Raw genomic sequence first — 17,394 nt, forward strand, 5'->3', positions numbered from 1 at the left:
CCCCACACGACGAACCCCCACCCTTCTAAGGCATTGGGCGTCATGGCCTGCGAGGGCCCATCATTCGTCCGCAGCCCATCCCGCCCGGACCCATCATCTGTTGCATCATGGCCGGCATCCCGTCCCGCACGAAACCGGTGACCTCGCGCGCGTGCGCACGGATGACATCGGTGAGGGCCGGATCGTCGGCGGTCTCCTCGGCGATCACGCCTTTCGGCGTGAATGTGAGCTGCCGCCGGTAGCCGCCGGCACGACGGAAAAGGGTCGGCAGGCTTTGGCTCATGCAACGGATTTCGGTTCCCTGATCGAGGTGGGCGTACATGCTCGAAACATGCTCTTGCAGTTGAGCAGTCAGGTCTGGAGATGTCGATTCGGTGGTGGTGCGAACACCGCCGGGAATGTCCTCGACGACGCGGTCGATTTCGCCGTGCCGCATGAACATCTCCATGTAGCGGCTCATGTCCATATGGCCGGCGCCCATGAAACCGCCCCCGTCCGTGAGGCGGATAGCCGTCGAAGGAGGCCGAAAGACGCGGGGACGCAGATGTGCCAAACCCAGGATGCTGCCCGCGCCGAGCGCGGCAAGGGCCGCCCGCCGAGTCAGTCCAGCCATCCGGCAAGCCGACCACATAGGTAACGCCCATTCTAGGGCCAATGGTCCCTACCCCCCGTGGGTATATCCGTGCCATCTTTTGGGGCATGACGCAAAATCCTGAATCCAGCGTCGGACCGACCACCGTGACCGGCCTCCCCGGGGACGGGCATCGATTCGGCGCGCACAGTCGGCTTAATCAAGTGGTCGCGTGGGTGGTCATCGTCGCCGGCGTCGTCTTCGTCGTCGCGGTGATCTTCTTTACGGGGCTCTTCTTGGGCGCCGCCGCGGGTGACCGTTACGGCTGGCACCATGGCTACGGCGGCGGGCGTGGCGGCACCTGCCCGATGATGAGCCCCGGCGGCATGATGAGTCCCGGCGGAATGATGGGCCCGGGCATGATGGGGCCCGGCGGAATGGGTCCGGGTGGTCCGATGGGACCTCAGCAAACGCCCACGCCGACGCCGCGCCCCTAGCGCACGCGCCAGGGCGCCCCTTTGAAGGCGCCCTGGCGTTCGCTATCCGAATATGAAACTTGCCCGGCGTCTGCCGTTCCGCAACGGGCAAGCCGTCCGCAACCCCGCGCTGCTGTCGCCGGGGCTGGCGTTGAACCGCGGCTTCATTCGGACTGTCAGGGTTAGCCAACCGCTCTAGAATGAGACCCTTTGGTGCTGCCCTTTAGCCGGTCGGGATGAGGTTGGTATGAATAGCCCTGCGCGCAATCGACGTCAGCTGGCCGGTGGCCGTCCGCGGAGGGCGGCCACCTTGCTGCGGGCGGCCTTCAGTTGCGCAGCGGCGGCAATCGTTGTGGCCGGGTGCGCATCCTTCGTCGACGGGCGGGCGCTGTCGATGCTCAACGACCCGTTCCGGGTGGGCGGCCTGCCCGCGACCAACGGCCCCAGCGGGATCCGCTCGAACGCACCCGCTCCCACCGGCACGGTCGTCAATACCGACAACGGCGAGATCGACATGCTGGCGTTGCTATCGGTCAACGACATCGAGGAGTATTGGAAGTCGGTCTATAGCCAATCGTTGAAAGGCGACTTCGTCCCGGTTGGCAAGATGGTGTCGTATAACTCCAACCAACCGTCCAGCCCCATCGTTTGCCACAACGACACCTATAAACTCGTCAACGCCTTCTTCACGTCGCGCTGCAACTTGATCGCCTGGGATCGCGGGGTGTTTATGCCCGTCGCGCAACGGTATTTCGGCGACATGTCCGTCAACGGCGTGCTGGCCCACGAATTCGGCCACGCCTTGCAGACCATGGCGAAGCTGGTGACCAGACGAGATCCCACGATCGTGCGCGAGCAGCAGGCCGACTGCTTCGCGGGCGTCTACCTGTTCTGGGTCGCCGACGGTAAATCGCCGCGGTTCACGCTGAGCACCGCCGATGGCCTGGACCACGTGCTGGCGGGGATCATCACCACCCGGGACCCGGTGATGGACAGCGACACCGAGAACGATGACGAACACGGGTCGGCCCTGGACCGGATCAGCGCGTTCCAAATGGGTTTCATCGACGGCGCCTCGGCCTGCGCGGCGATCGACAAGAAGGAGATCAGCCAGCGTCGCGGCGACCTGCCCAACGCCCTGCGCGTCGACAACAGCACCGGCAACCCGGAAACCGGTGAGGTCCAGATCGACCAGGACACCCTGTCGACGCTGATGGAACTCTTGGGAAAGGTGTTCTCCCCGAAGAATCCGCCGGCATTGTCCTACCAGGCCGCCGATTGCCCGGACGCCAAGGCCAGCCCGCCGGCGTCCTACTGCCCGGCCACCAACACGATTGTGATCGATCTGCCGAAGCTGGCGGCGATGGGAAAGGTCGCCGACGAGAACGAACAAACGCTGCCGCAGGGCGACGACACCGCGCTGTCGGCCGTGATGTCGCGGTACGCGCTGGCCGTGCAGCACGAACGCGGGCTGGCCATGCAAAGCCCGTGGACCGCGCTACGCACGGCGTGCCTGACGGGCGTGGTGCATCGCAAGATGGCCGAACCCATCGAACTGTCGTCGCAGAAGCAGCTGCTGCTGACGGCCGGCGATCTCGACGAAGCGGTGGCCGGGTTGCTCACCAACCACCTCGTCGCCAGTGACGCGGACGGCACCAGCGTGCCGGCCGGTTTCACCCGGATAGCGGCGTTCCGCGGCGGCGTGACCGGCAACATGGACGCGTGCTTCTCCCGCTATCCGGGATGACCGAAAGCCTGCGCTGTCAACCGATCTGGGCGAGCTTGGGTATCACTTCGTCACCGAGCCGGCGGATGAAGCCGACCGGATCGGGGTTGCCGGGGAACGGCCCGGCATTGACCATCTCTACGCCGAGTTCGCCGTAGAGCTCGGCGGTCTTGAAGTAGCCATCGAGGTCGTCGAAGGGATTGACGAAAAAGCCCACCGTCTTGCGGATTTCGCTCGGGTCTCGGCCGACCGCGTCACAATGGCGGTTCAGCACCTCGATCTTGTGCTCGAGCGTGTCGGGGTCGCTGGCGGTGCTGTTCCAGACGTCGGCGTACTGCGCCACCAGGCGCAGCGTCTTCTTCTCGCCGTCGCCGCCGATCAGAATGGGAGGGCGCCGGATCGGTTGCGGCTCACAGATTGTCTCCGCCAACTGGTAATGCTTGCCCTGGTAGGGGCCGTTGTCCTCGCTCCACATCTGCCTGCAGATCTGCAGCGTCTCTTCGAGCATCTCGAAGCGCTGACTCACCGGCGGATAGGGAAAGCCGAGGGCGGCGTGCTCACGGTCGTACCAGGCGGCGCCGAGCCCCAGCATCGAGCGGCCCTGCGACAAGACGTCCAGTGTGGTGACCGCCTTGGCCAGCAAGCCCGGATAGCGATAAGTGACCCCCGTGACCAGCAGGCTCAGCTCGATCTTGGTCGTCTGCCCGGCCAAGAAACCCAGCGACGTGTAGCCCTCGAGAAACGGGTCCTCGGCGGGTCCCATGGCCTCCATCTGAAGGAAGTGGTCGGCGAGCGTGAACAGCGTCGCCCCGCCCTGCTCGGCGGCCTTGGCCGCATCGGCCAGCGTCGGACCCAGTGCCGCCGGGTCGCCGGGTAGAAAATCGATGAAGTGCAGCCCTACTTTCATTGCAGCCCTTGCCCTTTCATTATTCGGTCAAGCGCTCGAGCAGCGTTAGCGCGTCGAGGATTACGCGACGTTCGCGTTCGGAATACCGCTCGTGGATGGCGCGTGCCAGCCACTCCTCCCGTACCTGTCGGTTACTCTCGGCGCGCCGCCGGCCCGCCGCGGTCAGCGAAATCAGTTGCCGCCGGCCGTCTTCAGGGTCGGGCGTGCGCTCGATGAGCCCCCGCTGCCCGAGGGCGGCCACTATCGTGGCCATGGACTGTGGACGTACCCGTTCGGCTGAAGCCAGGACGCTCGCCGATGAGGCGCCCTCTTTCCAAAGCCGGTTGAGCGCCGCGGTCTGTGAGGGGGTCAAGTCGCTGTCGGTGGCGAGGTCCCTCAACTGGCGTCGCAGCCGACTGAACATCACCCGCAGGTCGCGGGCCGCCGCAGCCGCTGACTCGGCGATTCCGTCCACAAAATCAGTCTAAACTGATAAGTCCAAACTGTCTAATTGCGTCCGAGCAACTGCAGGGCCGCGTCGACGGCCAGCGCCGCCACGTTCAGCGTCTTGGAGCGCAGATCGTGTCGCGCCCCGGCGATCTCGACGACAGCGGTCGTACCGGTGACCAGCGCGGCGGCGGCGCGCAGTTCGTCGGGCGTGCCGAAGGGATCCGACGTCCCGTGCGTGAACACGGTCGGCACCCTGATGTCGGGCAGGTGTTCGGTGCGGGTCCGCTCCGGCTTTCCCGGGGGATGCACCGGATACGAGAACAGCGTCAACATGTCCACTTCGATAGGCGATGCCTCGCGGGCGGCCACCACCATGGACGTCTGCCTACCGCCATAGGAATGCCCGCCGGCGATCAATGGGCCGTCGGCGAGGCCGCGGCACAGCGTGATCGCCTCGACGATCCCAGCGCGGTCGGCGGCGGCCGAGCCGGACGGCGGTCCGGTGGGACGGCGCCGACGGTAGGGCAGGTTGTACCGGACGGCGAGCCAGCCGCGCCGCGCCCATTCGTCGCAAACTTGCTGCAGGAGCTGGGAATCCCGGTTGCCGCCGGCCCCATGGGTCAGCACCACCACCCCGGCGGCCGGCCCGTCGGGTTCGTGTGCGATGCCCGCGATCTGGTCGAGGTTCATGCGCCCGCTGATGACGCGGTCCGGAACGGACCGAGGTGGGGGCACGACCGGGTTGCGGGGGAAAGGCGGGCAATCATGACAGCCGGAAGAAGGGGGACACGGGGCCGTGGCCATGGCCCAGCGGATAGGAGGCGCGCAAGCATTCGGTGACCCATCGCTTCCCGAACCCGACCGCGTCGGGCACGGTGAAGCCGTGCGCCAGCGCACAGGCGATGGCCGTGGCCAGCGTGTCGCCGCCGCCGTGGTCGTTGCCGCCCGGCAACCGTTCCGAATCGAATTCGTAGCAGGAGGCGCCGTCGTAAAGCAGGTCGCAGCTGCGGTCGGATGACCGCAGGTGTCCGCCCTTGACCAGCGCCCAACGCGGTCCCAGCGCGTGCAGCGCCTTGGCGGCCGCCCGCTGTGTCTCCGCGTCCACCACATCGACGCCCACCAGCAGTCGCACCTCATCGAGGTTCGGCGTGACCAGGGTGGCTAACGGAAATATTTGTGAGCGAAGGGCATCCAGGGCGGACGCCTCCAGCAGTGCGTCGCCGTGCATGGATGCGCACACCGGATCGACGACGAGGGGCACCGTTAACCCCAGCCGCTGCCACGTGTCGGCCACCGCGGTGATGATCAAAGACGACGCCAGCATCCCGGTCTTGGCGGCCTGGACGCCGATGTCGGTGACCACCGCCTCGATCTGATCGGCGACGACGTCGGGAGGAACCTCGTGAAACCCCTTGACGCCCACCGTGTTCTGCACGGTGACCGCGGAAACCGCCACGCAGGCATGCACGCCCAGCAGCGCCATGGTGCGCATGTCGGCCTGAATTCCCGCGCCACCCCCCGAGTCGGATCCGGCGATGGACAGCACCCGCAGCGGCGTGGTGCCCGGCGGAGCCAGCGGGAGGTAGCTCACTGGGTGATCGGCAGGTACACCCGCTTGCCGTGCTCGGCGAACTCGCGCGACTTCTCGGCCATGCCCTCGCTCATGACGGCCTCGATCGCCTCCTCGCTGTCGAGCCCGTGCTCCGCGGCGTAGGCCCGAACGTCGGCGGTGATCCGCATGGAGCAGAACTTGGGCCCGCACATCGAGCAGAAGTGCGCCGTCTTGGCGGGTTCGGCCGGCAGGGTCTCGTCGTGGAATTCCCTTGCCGTGTCGGGATCCAACGACAACGCGAACTGGTCGTTCCAGCGGAACTCGAACCGCGCGGTCGAAAGGGCGTCGTCGCGCTCTTGGGCGCGCGGATGCCCCTTCGCCAGGTCCGCGGAGTGGGCGGCGATCTTGTAGGCGATCACCCCGTCCTTGACGTCCTTGCGGTCCGGCAGCCCCAGGTGTTCCTTGGGCGTCACGTAGCACAGCATCGCGGTGCCGGCCTGGGCGATGATCGCCGCGCCGATCGCCGAGGTGATGTGGTCGTAGGCCGGCGCGATGTCGGTGGCCAGCGGGCCCAGGGTGTAGAACGGGGCCTCCTCGCACAGCTCCTCTTCCAGCCGCACGTTCTCGACGATCTTGTGCATCGGGACGTGTCCCGGTCCCTCGATCATCACCTGCGCGCCACGGGCTTTGGCGATCTTCGTCAACTCGCCCAGGGTCCGCAGCTCGGCGAACTGCGCGGCGTCGTTGGCGTCGGCGATCGACCCCGGCCGCAGCCCGTCACCGAGCGAGAAGGTGACGTCGTAGCGGGCGAAGATGTCGCAGAGCTCCTCGAAGTTGGTGTAGAGGAACGACTCCCGGTGATGAGCCAGGCACCAGGCCGCCATGATGGACCCGCCGCGGGACACGATGCCGGTGACCCGCTTGGCGGTCAGCGGCACGTACCGCAGCAGCACGCCGGCGTGCACGGTCATGTAGTCCACGCCCTGCTCGCACTGCTCGATCACGGTGTCGCGGTAGATCTCCCACGTCAGTTCCGTCGGGTCGCCCTTCACCTTTTCCAGCGCCTGGTAGATGGGCACGGTGCCGACCGGGACGGGGGAGTTGCGCAGGATCCACTCGCGGGTTTCGTGGATGTTCTTGCCAGTGGACAGGTCCATGATGGTGTCCGCACCCCAGCGGGTGGCCCACACCATCTTGTCGACCTCCTCGGCGATCGAGGACGTGACCGCGGAGTTGCCGATGTTGGCGTTGACCTTCACCGCGAAGGCCTTGCCGATGATCATCGGTTCGATCTCGGGGTGGTTGTGGTTGGCGGGGATCACCGCGCGGCCGCGGGCGACCTCGTCGCGCACCAGCTCGGCGGGCACGTCCTCGCGGGCGGCGATGTATGCCATCTCCGCGGTGATCTCGCCGGCCCGGGCCCGCTGCAGCTGGGTGCCGCGGTCGCGGACGACGCCCGGCCGAGCCGGCAGCCCGGCCGTCAGGTCGATGACCGCTTCCGCGTCGGTGTAGGGGCCGGAGGTGTCGTAGAGATCGAAATGGTCCCCGGTGGACAGGTGCACGCGCCGGAACGGGACGCGTGCGCCGGGGAACCCCTCGACGTCGCGGTAGGCCTTGCTGCTGCCTGCGATGGGTCCCGTGGTGACGGAAGCCTCGACGGCTTGGGAAAGGACATCGGTCATTTTTTCATCTCCCTACGCCGGCATTACCCGGTCAGGTTCGTACGGTCGACGGCCCCGAGCCGTCCTCTCAGCGCATTCGACGTGCGCTCCCGCGTTTTTGGATGGTCCGCACGCGACGTTACCCCCACCTCGGACCTCCTGGCACGTGGGCGGGCCTTTTTGGTCAGGGCGGTAGCCGGTGTGATCCCCCGAGTGCGAGGATGCAAACGTGCACGAGCAAGGGGAAACGGACGGGCCGACACCCGATGCGTCCCGCAGCGGCCCACAGCTGAGCCCGGTCGAGGCCGTCGCCCGCTATCTCAACGTCGGCGCCTTCCGGTTCTGGTTCATCGGTGAGCGCTGGGAGTGGTCCGACGAGGTGGCCAGGATGCACGGCTACGAACCGGGCACCGTCGAGCCCACGACGAAGCTGTTGTTGTCGCACAAGCACCCCGACGACCGTCGGCACGTCCAGGAGGTGCTCGACTACGCCCTGCAGTCGGCGGAGTCCTTCTCCAGTCGGCACCGGTTCCTCGACACTTCCGGCAAAGTGCACGACGCGATCGTCGTGGCCGACCGCATGCACGACGAGTCGGGCGCCGTGGTGGGAACCGCGGGCTATTACATAGACCTCACCAACACCTTCGACGAGACCCGGCAAGAGGTGCTCGACGAGGCCCTCCCGGACCTCTTCGAAAACCGCGCGGCGATCGAGCAGGCCAAAGGCGTGCTGATGTTCGTCTACCGGGTCAGCGCCGAGCAGGCCTTCCGCGTGCTGCAATGGCGGTCGCAAGAGACCAACGTGAAGCTGCGCGCACTGGCCCGGCAACTGCTGACCGAGGTGACTACCATCGAGGGCTCGACCGCCACTCTGCAGAGTCAGTTCGATCATCTGCTGCTGACGGTGCATGAACGGATATCCGCCGAGTCTGCCGGGTAACCAGAGGAATACGCGAACGCGGCAGCCCGCAAACAGTTAGTGTTCCTGGACACTCCGAACGGCGCATCCCGCGCATTCGGTCGACTGTGAAAGGCACTGGAGTTGTTGGCGGTGGAACATGAGTCTCTCGAAGGTGCGGTCGTCGTGCGGGTTACGGGCGCCGTCGACTCCAGTACCGTCGATGAGGTAACCGCTCACCTGACCGCCGCGCTCAAACTGGCCGAGACTCACCCGGCCCGGCTGGTCGTCGTCGACCTGCAAGCCGTCGACTTCTTCGGGAGCGCGGCGTTGAACGCCGTGCTCGACTGCCACGACGAAGGCAAGGAAGCCGGGACGGCCGTCCGCCTGGTCGCGAGCAACGACCAAGTGCTTCGTCCGATCGAGGTGACCGAACTGGATCGGATCTTCGACATCTACCCGACGCTGCCCGAGGCTCTGCAGCACAAGCGACAGCAATGAACCGGACGCTGCCGGCCGACTTGGCGGCTGCGGTGGAACTGGGCGGTGAGATGGGCCGCCGCTTCGCCGAATTCGACTGGGACACCCATCCTTTGGGGTCGCCGCGGGACTGGTCGGCCGAGGTGCGGGCGGCCGTGGCGATCGCTCTGACCTCGCGGTTCCCCATCGTGCTCTGGTTAGGGCCGGAAAATCTGTTCTTGATGTACAACGACGGCTACGCGCAGATCCTGGGGGACAAGCACCCGGCGGCCCTGGGTTGCCCCGCGGAGCAGGTGTGGTGGGAGATCTGGGAGCAGATCTCCCCGATGCTCACCAGCGTGATGGACACCGGCATCGCGACCTGGTCCGACGACCTCATGCTGCCGCTCATCACGGGTGGTCAGTCCCAGGAGCGGTATTTCACCTTCACCTACAGCCCCATCATCGGCGGCGACGGTGCGGTGACCGCCGTTTTCTGCCCGGTGATCGAAACGACCGACCGGGTGTTGAGTGAGCGTCGGCTCCACCTGCTCAACGCGGTGGCGACCGCCGTGATGGACGCGCACGCCATCGACGACGCGGTGAGCAGCACCGTCGCGGTATGCGATGCGCAGCCGCTGGACTTGCCGTTCATTGCCGTCTACGTGGCGGACGACGAGGCGACGCGCGACAGCACACTGCGGGGGGCCACGCCGTCGATCCTGCCGCTGCTGCCCCGCTCGCTGTCCGAGCTCAGGGGTTGGGACACGACGCCACGTGCCCGTGCCGCGCGCGTCATCGACCGGCTCGATGACGTAATCCCGGGCATCACAGAGCGTTTCGGCGAGAACTCTCCCCGGCAGGCCCTGGTGTTGCCGCTGGGAGAAACCTCGAACGCGGGGGCGGTGGTGATCGGCGTCAGTCCGCGGCGTCCCCTCGATTCGATGTACCGCGGGTTCTGCCAACTGCTGGCCGACCAGCTGTCCGCGGCGTTCGCCTCCGCCGTCTCCTACGAACAGCAGCGACGCCGGGCCGACGCGCTGGCCGAATTGGACCGCGTGAAAACGGCTTTCCTGACCAACGTCAGCCACGAGTTCCGCACGCCCCTGACGCTGCTGCTCGGGCCCCTCGACGATGCGCTGTCCGAGGCGGCGCCGGGAAGCCCATTGGCGGACCGGCTGAGCACGGCGGCCCGCAACGCGCGGCGCCTGCAGCGCCTGGTGGACTCGCTGCTCGACTTCTCCCGCATCGAGGCCGGCCGCGCGAACGCGAAGTTCGCGTGTACCGACGTCGGCGCGCTGACCGCCCACATAGCATCGTCTTTCACCGAACTGTGCCACCGGGCGGGGCTCGATCTCGTGATGAACTGCTCCCCGGTGCTGGCCGACGTCGACCCGGGCATGTGGGAGACGATCGTCCTGAACCTCCTGTCGAACGCGGTCAAATACACTCTGCGGGGATCGATTTCGGTCGAGGTGCGGGCCGAACCCGCGCACTGCGTCGTCACCATGCGCGACACCGGAGTGGGGATCGCCGCCGAGGACTTGGACCGCCTGTTCGAGCGCTTCTACCGGGCCGACAACCTTCGCGGCCGCAGCGTGGAGGGCACCGGCATCGGGCTCTCGCTGGTGCGCGGGCTTGTCGAGCTGCACAGTGGAACCGTGCAGATCGACAGTGAATTGGACTGCGGCACAACGGTAACCATCCGGCTGCCGCAATCTGCCGGCACGGCGGCCGATCAGTCACCCGCCGGCCCGCTGGACGAGACCAACCCGTACGTGGCGGAGGCCCGCCAATGGCTGGCGCCGATTCCGGAACGCGACTCGTCGGCGGCCGCGGCCGAGGGGTCTCGACAGTTGGTGTTGATCGCCGACGACAACGCCGACATGCGGGACCATCTCGACCGGGTGCTGTCGCCCCACTGGGAGACGGTCCTTGCCGCAGACGGCGAGTCGGCGCTGGCGGCGACCCGAAGCCTGCGCCCGGACGCGGTCGTCACCGATGTCATGATGCCGGGCGTCGACGGCTTCGGACTGGTGGCGGCCATCCGGGCGGACCCCGAATTGGCGGCGACGCCGGTCCTCATGCTGTCCGCCCGGGCCGGCGCGGAGGCGGTCGACGAGGGCTATGCCGGTGGGGCCGACGACTACCTGCCCAAGCCGTTCCGATCCCAGGAGCTGATCGACCGGGTGAAGTCGCGGCTGTCCGCGGTGGCCCGCGAGCGCGACCGCCAGCGGCGGGCGGCGGCCTCCGATCTGGTGCCCCTCGACTCCGCTCTGCAGGCCACCGACTCGATCGCCGGCATCATGGATGCCTTGCTGGAGTCGCCATTCGGCTCGGCCGACGCCGCCGCCGTCACGATCGGCGTCCTCGACGGCGAACGCCACATCCGGTTCGAATACGCCGGCGACCTACCCGGCGAATTGCGCGACCGCTACCACGTGACCGAGCTCGACTCGCCGGTGGTCGGGGCCGACGTCGTGCGCACCGGCGAGCCGATGGTCATCACGGACACATTCGACCTGCCTCCGCGTTACCAGCACGCGGTGCAGGACACCGCCGACAGCGTTCGGGCCTGCGTCGCCCATCCGTTGCGGGATCACACGGGCCGCGTCATCGGCGTGCTGGGCCTGCTGTGGTCCGCGCCGCGTCAGTTCGACGCCGCCGAACTCGACGCGTTCAGCCGCATGGCCGAGCTGACGTCCTCGGCGTTGGACCGGGTTCGCGTCATGGCGCGCGAACACCGCATCGCCGTCGACTTCCAGGAGCATCTGCTGGATCTGGACCGGGGCTCGACCGCCGCGGTGGTGGCCGCCGTTTACCAGCCCGCCGGTGAGGCGATGCGTGTCGGCGGCGACTGGTATTCGGTGACCCCGCTGGATCGCGCCGGCCGGGTCGGGATATCGGTGGGCGACGTCGTCGGACACGGGTTGGCCGCCGCGATCGTGATGAGCAGGCTGCGCGCCGCGGTGGCCGCCTCGGCCCTCACCGCGGGCGAACCGGGCGCGGTGCTGGGGGCGCTGGACCGATACGGGGCCAGCGTCGCGGGCGCGCGCTGCGCGACGGTGGCCTATGCGCTCGTCGAGACCGAACCGGACACCGGTTGCGCCACCGTCCGGTACAGCTGCGCCGGCCACCCCTATCCGCTGCTGGTCTTTCCCGACCATCGCGCGGTGTTCCTGAGGTCCGGGCGGCGTCTGCCGGTGGCCATCAAGGAACACCATGCCGAGAGCTATCCCTCCGATGCCACCGCGACGGCGAACCTGCCACCGGGAAGCCTGATCCTGCTCTACACCGACGGGCTTATCGAGCGCGCCGGCGAGCCGCTCGACGACGGGCTAAGCCGCCTGAAGGCCGCGGCCGCGGAATGCGTCGACCTTCCGGTCGAGGCGGTCTGTGCCGAGCTGCTGTCCCGGATGGCCCCACCCGCCGGCTACCGCGACGACGTCGTCGTGCTCGCGTTGCGGCCGAGCCACGATTCCCCACGCAGCTTCGCCACCGTGGTGACGGCCGCGCCGGGGCAGATTCCCGTGGCGCGCGAGCGGTTACACAAATGGCTGGCCGGCATCAACGTCGACCCGAAGCGCGAAATGGACATCCTGCTGGCGACCGGCGAGGCCGTGACCAATGCGATCGAGCACGGCAGCGACGGCGAGCCGCGCCGAACGGTGTCGGTGGAGGCCTTCCTGCGCCGGCAGACGGTCGCGGTCACGGTCAGCGACACCGGGCGGTGGGTGGGCGATTCCTCGGCCAGCCTGCGCAGCCGGCGGCGCGGCCGGGGTCTGACCCTGATCGGCGGGCTGGCCGATCACGTCGACACGCTTCGCACCGCGGGGGGCACCCGGGTCACGCTGCGGTTCGACCATGTCGGGACCGCTTGACCCGCTATCAGGCCTCTTCCATCGCCTCGCCGAGCTCTTCGAGGAGCTTGTTGTGGTGGTTGCTGGCCAGGAGGTGTCCGGCGGCGATCACCACGGCCACCGGCCAATCGATGAGTTCGAGCGCCGCCAGGGCGGCCAGGCCCCCGAAGTAGGCCAGCTGCTCGGGGCGGGGAATCTCCATCTGACCGAGCACCGGGAGGTTGACGTGGAACGTTTCGCCTTCGCGGATCTTTTGCACCGCATCGCGCTGCGATGTCCCCCTACGTGACTTCTTTTCCGCCATCATTTGCCTTTCGGTAACGAAGGGTTTGCCGACTCGCCGGGTGGCGGGACCACCGTCGGACCTATGTCGACGATGACCGACACCGGGGGCGATCCGCTAGTTTCCTCTATTGCTCTGGTGCTGAAGGTGCCGTTACTGGAACTCTATGCGCTGCTATGGCGGGCCGGGGTCGTCGAGGTTCGGGCACCGCAGCGGGTGCATCGGCCGCTTTGTCCGGACCCGTCAGCGCACGATTCGCAACGCCGATCGCGACGGTCGCCGCGGCAGCTGATCCCAGCCCCTGCGCCCAGCCGACTGGACCCAGCGGTGTGCAGCCGAGCAACTGGCTGACCACCGGGATGCTGATCAGCGTCCCCATCGCCGCGAGCGAGCCCACCGCGGTGAACACCACCAGCGGGGCATGCGAATCCAGCAGCGTTTGACCCAGCTCGGCGCCCACCAGGGCGACCAGCGCGACCGTGGATGCGCGCTGCGGGCGCCCGGTGACGCTTCCCATCGCCCACGCCGCCGTCGTCGCGGCCGCCGTGGTGACGCCGCGGATGGCGACGGCACGCCACAACGCGGGCTGATCGGGGCCCCGGATACCCGGGTCGACCGGCCCGCTGGGCTTGCTCACCGCGAGGGCCGCGGCCGGCAGCGCGTCGGTCATCATGTTCACCAGGAGCAGCTGCCGCGTGTTCAGCGGCGAGGTCCCGGTGATCGCGCTGCCGACGATGGCGAACAACACCTCGCCGGCGTTGCCCCCGAGCAGCACGGACACGGCGGCCTGCACCCGCTGCCAGAGTTGGCGGCCCTCCTCGATGGCGTGCAGCAGGCCCTCGATGCGGGCGTCGACCAGCACCACGTCGGCCGCCATGTGCGCGGGGTCGCTGCCGCCTGCGACGACCCCGATGCCGACGGTGGCGGCCCGGATGGCGGCGGCATCGTTGGCCCCGTCGCCGACCATGGCGGTGCGCACGCCCGCGCTTTCGAGCGTCTGAACGACCTGGACCTTGTTCTCCGGTGTCATCCGGGCGAAGATCACCCGCTCGGTCACGACGTGTTCCTGATCCTTGCGCGACATCGCATCCCATTCGGCGCCGCTGATCACCTGTTCGGCGGTCACGCTCAGCCCGAGCTCCTCGGCGATGGCTTTGGCGGTGATCGGATGGTCCCCGGTGATCAGCTTGACGCCCACCGAAAGCCGGCGCAGGTCCGCGAGCAGGCCGGCCGCTTCGGCGCGGGGGGTGTCGGACAAACCCAGGAACCCGGTCAGGGTCAGCCCGTCCCGGGCGAAATCGGCGATGTCGTCGGGCTCCCGCTGGATGGCCGCCGCCTGGGCGGGGCTCAGCTGCCGCCGCGCCACCGCTATCACCCGCAGGCCCCTGCCGGCCATCTCAGCGACCGTCTCCTCCAGGGTCGGGCTCACGTTGCCGCAGGCCGCCAGCACCACTTCGGGCGCACCCTTGACGGCCAGCTCGGTGTCCGTCACGGACGCGGAGAACGACCGGCCGGAGCGAAACGGCAGGTGCGCGACGGGTGCGTTCGAGTTGTGCCCATTGAGGGACGGGGCGGCCGCGGCGGCCTCGACGATGGCGACGTCGGTGGCGTGCACGTGCGGTCCGCCGTTGGACGCCGGCGCGGCGTGCACGGCACAGCGCAATACCTCGTCGCGCGATGTTCCCGGCGCCGCAACGACCTCGGCCACCCGCAGCCGGTTCTGGCTGAGCGTTCCGGTCTTGTCAAAGCAGACGACGTCGATGCGGCCGAGCGCCTCCACCGAACGCGGAACGCGCACCAGCGCGCCGAACTTCGTCAGTCGCCGCGCCGACGCCGCTTGCGCCAGGGTCGCCACCAACGGCATTCCCTCGGGAACCGCCGCGACGGCGATGGCGATGCCGCTGGCGACCGCCTGACGCAACACCGAGCCCCGCAACAGCCCCAGCACGCTGACCAGCGCGCCGCCCGTCATGCTGACCGGGAAGGCCCGGTTGGTGAGCTGGCTGAGCTGATGCTGCAGACCGATGTCCGACGACAGGTCGCCGGACACCAGCTCGGCGGCGCGGCGTTCCTGCGTGTCTGCCCCGACCGCGGTCACCACCGCCACCGCGGTGCCCGCCACCACGGTCGTCCCGGCGTACAGCATGCAGCGGCGCTCGGCGAGGGCCGCGCCGGGCGTCGGCTCGACCTGCTTTTCCACCGACAGCGATTCACCGGTCAGCGTCGACTCGTCGACCTCGACGTCGACCTCCTCGATGATCCGGGCGTCGGCCGGCACCACCTCGTGGGTGCGCACCTCGATGACGTCGCCGGGCTGCAGCTGCGCCGCGATGACGTCGCCGTACACCCGATCCCCGGCGCCATCGGAGATCACCTTGCGGGCCGGTGGGATTTGTTGTGCCAGTAGGTGATTGAGCCGGTTTTCGGCGCGCAGCCGCTGGCTGGCCGCGAGCATGGAGTTTCCGGCCAGCACCGAGAAGACCAAGACGGCGTCGACCGGCGAACCGAGCACGGCGCTGGCCGCCGAGCCGAGCGCCAACACGGGGGTCAGCGGGTCGGTGAGCTCGGCGCGAACGGCGGTCACGAACTGCAGGAAGGCGTGCGCGCGCGTCTCCGGGCGCGGGGCGCCGAGGGCGGCCAGCGCGAGTTGTCTCCGATCGCCGGCCGGCTCCGAGTCGGGCGGCGGCAACGCCCGGCGGACGTGCTCGACCGCCATCGCGTGCCATTCCTGCACGGGGGCCGGGCGCGGGGTGTCCGCCTTGAGGATGCCGCGCGCCAACAGATATCCCGACATCAGGCCGGCCGCCGCGCCGCTGGTCACCGGCCCGCGCCCGATGCCGCGGACACCGGGGATCATCAGCAACGAGCCCATCGCCGTCGCGCCGGCCGAGATCCCGACGCCGCGTTGGGCGGCGGCCCGGGCCGCCGGGAGCGCGTGCAGCACCCGCCAGGCGGCCGCCAGGTCGGGCAGCAGCAGGTCGGCGTACCACGGCGGCGGACCGGCCCCGGGCTCGGGCATCATGCCCAGTGCCACGTCGGCCGACCAAATCGCTTGTGCCCCAGGTGATGACAGCACGGCGACCGTGCGGCCCGCCTCCTGCAGATCCGCCACGGCGCGGGCCAGGGCGTCGTCGATGGATCCCCGCTGCAGCGGCCTGATCTCGTCGAACGCGGGGCGCAATTCGCCCAGCGAATCGTCCTCGACCGAAACCAATTCGGATCCCGTCCGGTGCGCCTCGGCGACAACGGCCGACGCCAACGGATCGTGCGTGAAGCAGAAAAGGGCCTCCACTTTGGCAGTGGGCTCACTGGCCGAGATTCCGGGCACCGGGTGCCAGCCCGGCCGCAACCGGTTCTTCTCCAGCAGCAGCTGGGCGCGCGACCACGCCGCGGACAGCTCGGCTTCCCGCGCGCCGCGGATGAGCGACACCCGCAAGCTCTTGGTGCACAGCGCCCGCGGGTCGATGACGATCGCATCCACCCGGTCCAGGCGGCGCAGCGCCTCCGGACGCAACGAGAGGACCGCGTGCCGGTCGGCCAGCCCCTGGCCGAGCGCCGCCGCGAAGGCCTCGGGCGTGGTGCGGTTGGCCGCGGGGGTGGTCACCAGGACGGCCAGGGCCGCCTGGTGCAGGTTGCGGGTGGTGGCGCCGACGACCCCGACGCTGATCGCCTGGACGAGCGCGAATCGGTCGCCGTGGTGATCGTCGGGGCGGCCGCGCGGCGGCTTCGACCCCGCCGACGCGTCAGTGTGCGGGTGATCGGCGTGACCGGCCAGCTGCGGTTCGTGCTGGACCCAGGCCCGCGCCTCGGCGCGGCATTCGGCGGCTTTCAGCGACTGCATCAACAGGCCCACCGACAGCGACGCGGGAGACAGCGTGAGGGTTTCCGCGGTCGTCACCGCCAGGGCAAGCACGGTGTCGGTCGCGGGCCGGCCGATGCGATCCTCGAGCAGGCGGCGCAGCCGCGGTTGGTAGTCGACGGCCACCACGGCCGCCAGAACACCAATGGGCATCCGGGGCCAGCGCAGTGCCCGCCCGGTCAGCGCTATGCCGAGCCCGGCCGCGCTGGCGGCCGCCGTGGCGGTCCGGGTCGCCAGCACCACACCATCGCCCGGCAGACTCGTCGGGGGTGCCACCGACCTCACGACTTTTTTTGGGGCGCAATGCTTCTCGGCAGCTTCGACGATGTGGCACAGCTCGCGCAGCGACGTGTCCGCGTCGCCGATGGTGACCACCACACGCGACAACGGGTAGTTCAGGGCCGCCGACGTGATCCCGGGATGGGCCAGCACCGCGTCGAGCACCGCGCGCCCGAGCTCACCGTCTTGGGCGCCGTCCAGCCCACGCACCTCGATCCAGGCGCGCTCCTCACCGCGCCAGCACCGCCGGCTCAGGGTTGCCGGTATGTCTTGGGGCAGTTCGCCCGCGATGGCCCGCGCGCCCTCGCGCAGGGGAATCGCGGCGATGGTGATGCTTGCCTCGACGAGCGAGGTGGTCGCCTGGACGCCCGTCGCGACGGCGCGCACCGGCATGGAACGTCGTATCGCGGTCGCAATGCTCAAAGCGTTTGAAG

Annotated in this window: 13 protein-coding genes, 1 pseudogene and 1 riboswitch; of the genes and pseudogenes, 6 read left to right on the forward strand and 8 right to left on the reverse strand. The window is 68.8% G+C overall.

Annotation, left to right across the window (positions count from 1 at the left end):
• Positions 1 to 40: 40 nt before the first annotated feature.
• Positions 41 to 613, reverse strand: a complete 573-nt coding sequence (locus A5758_RS07465; protein ID WP_067738627.1) for a hypothetical protein — start codon at positions 611 to 613, stop codon at positions 41 to 43.
• Positions 614 to 699: 86 nt separating this feature from the next.
• On the opposite strand from A5758_RS07465, the gene A5758_RS07470 reads away from it, so the two are divergent.
• A complete protein-coding gene (locus tag A5758_RS07470) occupies positions 700 to 1,068 on the forward strand; it encodes a hypothetical protein (protein WP_067738451.1) in 369 nt (122 codons plus the stop codon).
• A gap of 226 nt (positions 1,069 to 1,294) precedes the next feature.
• On the forward strand, positions 1,295 to 2,794 hold the full coding sequence (locus tag A5758_RS07475) for a peptidase (protein WP_156622530.1): 1,500 nt from the start codon (positions 1,295 to 1,297) through the stop codon (positions 2,792 to 2,794).
• Between the two features lie 16 nt (positions 2,795 to 2,810).
• Here the strand turns inward: A5758_RS07475 and A5758_RS07480 are convergent, their stop codons facing one another.
• The 5 genes from A5758_RS07480 to thiC form a co-directional block, all read right to left on the reverse strand.
• Positions 2,811 to 3,680 carry an LLM class F420-dependent oxidoreductase gene (locus A5758_RS07480; RefSeq protein ID WP_067738459.1) on the reverse strand — a complete coding sequence of 290 codons (870 nt, stop codon included), beginning with the start codon at positions 3,678 to 3,680 and terminating at the stop codon, positions 2,811 to 2,813.
• A gap of 19 nt (positions 3,681 to 3,699) precedes the next feature.
• Positions 3,700 to 4,134 carry a MarR family winged helix-turn-helix transcriptional regulator gene (locus tag A5758_RS07485; protein WP_067738463.1) on the reverse strand — a complete coding sequence of 145 codons (435 nt, stop codon included), beginning with the start codon at positions 4,132 to 4,134 and terminating at the stop codon, positions 3,700 to 3,702.
• A 32-nt stretch (positions 4,135 to 4,166) separates the two neighbouring features.
• A complete protein-coding gene (locus tag A5758_RS07490; protein ID WP_067738466.1) occupies positions 4,167 to 4,799 on the reverse strand; it encodes an alpha/beta family hydrolase in 633 nt (210 codons plus the stop codon).
• Between the two features lie 73 nt (positions 4,800 to 4,872).
• Positions 4,873 to 5,700 (reverse strand): bifunctional hydroxymethylpyrimidine kinase/phosphomethylpyrimidine kinase, encoded by an 828-nt coding sequence (gene thiD, locus A5758_RS07495; RefSeq protein ID WP_067738469.1) that lies wholly within the window; start codon positions 5,698 to 5,700, stop codon positions 4,873 to 4,875.
• Positions 5,697 to 7,343, reverse strand: a complete 1,647-nt coding sequence (thiC, locus tag A5758_RS07500; RefSeq protein ID WP_067202127.1) for a phosphomethylpyrimidine synthase ThiC — start codon at positions 7,341 to 7,343, stop codon at positions 5,697 to 5,699. Before thiC ends, thiD begins: the two co-directional genes overlap by 4 nt.
• A riboswitch (TPP riboswitch) is annotated at positions 7,336 to 7,446 on the reverse strand. (Overlaps the previous gene by 8 nt.)
• A 165-nt stretch (positions 7,447 to 7,611) precedes the next feature.
• On the opposite strand from thiC, the gene A5758_RS07505 reads away from it, so the two are divergent.
• The 3 genes from A5758_RS07505 (at position 7,612) to A5758_RS07515 (ending at position 12,560) form a co-directional block, all read left to right on the forward strand.
• Entirely contained in the window at positions 7,612 to 8,262 is a 651-nt protein-coding gene (locus A5758_RS07505; protein ID WP_067202165.1) for a PAS and ANTAR domain-containing protein, read from the forward strand.
• Between the two features lie 96 nt (positions 8,263 to 8,358).
• On the forward strand, positions 8,359 to 8,721 hold the full coding sequence (locus A5758_RS07510; protein WP_067738472.1) for an STAS domain-containing protein: 363 nt from the start codon (positions 8,359 to 8,361) through the stop codon (positions 8,719 to 8,721).
• A complete protein-coding gene (locus tag A5758_RS07515) occupies positions 8,718 to 12,560 on the forward strand; it encodes a SpoIIE family protein phosphatase (RefSeq protein WP_067738475.1) in 3,843 nt (1,280 codons plus the stop codon). The genes A5758_RS07510 and A5758_RS07515 overlap by 4 nt, the downstream gene beginning before the upstream one ends.
• 7 nt (positions 12,561 to 12,567) lie before the next feature.
• Here A5758_RS07515 and A5758_RS07520 read toward each other — a convergent pair whose 3' ends face one another.
• Positions 12,568 to 12,843 (reverse strand): hypothetical protein, encoded by a 276-nt coding sequence (locus A5758_RS07520; protein ID WP_156622531.1) that lies wholly within the window; start codon positions 12,841 to 12,843, stop codon positions 12,568 to 12,570.
• 63 nt (positions 12,844 to 12,906) lie between these two features.
• Here A5758_RS07520 and A5758_RS26380 point away from each other — a divergent pair.
• Positions 12,907 to 12,984, forward strand: a pseudogene (locus tag A5758_RS26380) (hypothetical protein); the annotation flags it as partial.
• On the opposite strand, the gene A5758_RS07525 reads toward A5758_RS26380, so the two are convergent.
• Complete coding sequence (locus A5758_RS07525) at positions 12,950 to 17,353, reverse strand: cation-translocating P-type ATPase (protein WP_156622539.1); 4,404 nt, start codon at positions 17,351 to 17,353, stop codon at positions 12,950 to 12,952. The pseudogene A5758_RS26380 and the gene A5758_RS07525 sit on opposite strands and share 35 nt — an antisense overlap.
• Between the last annotated feature and the right edge of the window lie 41 nt (positions 17,354 to 17,394).

Origin of the sequence: Mycobacterium sp. 852014-50255_SCH5639931, from assembly GCF_001665605.1 — a bacterium.
Lineage (GTDB): Bacteria > Actinomycetota > Actinomycetes > Mycobacteriales > Mycobacteriaceae > Mycobacterium > Mycobacterium paraffinicum.

Coding starts and splice junctions, on each gene's coding strand:
- A5758_RS07475 (WP_156622530.1), top strand. CDS start 1,295: ATGAATAGCCCTGCGCGCAATCGACGTCAGCTGGCCGGTGGCCGTCCG.
- A5758_RS07480 (WP_067738459.1), bottom strand. CDS start 3,680: ATGAAAGTAGGGCTGCACTTCATCGATTTTCTACCCGGCGACCCGGCG.
- A5758_RS07525 (WP_156622539.1), bottom strand. CDS start 17,353: ATGCCGGTGCGCGCCGTCGCGACGGGCGTCCAGGCGACCACCTCGCTC.
- A5758_RS07465 (WP_067738627.1), bottom strand. CDS start 613: ATGGCTGGACTGACTCGGCGGGCGGCCCTTGCCGCGCTCGGCGCGGGC.
- A5758_RS07520 (WP_156622531.1), bottom strand. CDS start 12,843: ATGGCGGAAAAGAAGTCACGTAGGGGGACATCGCAGCGCGATGCGGTG.
- A5758_RS07470 (WP_067738451.1), top strand. CDS start 700: ATGACGCAAAATCCTGAATCCAGCGTCGGACCGACCACCGTGACCGGC.
- A5758_RS07515 (WP_067738475.1), top strand. CDS start 8,718: ATGAACCGGACGCTGCCGGCCGACTTGGCGGCTGCGGTGGAACTGGGC.
- A5758_RS07490 (WP_067738466.1), bottom strand. CDS start 4,799: ATGAACCTCGACCAGATCGCGGGCATCGCACACGAACCCGACGGGCCG.
- thiC (WP_067202127.1), bottom strand. CDS start 7,343: ATGACCGATGTCCTTTCCCAAGCCGTCGAGGCTTCCGTCACCACGGGA.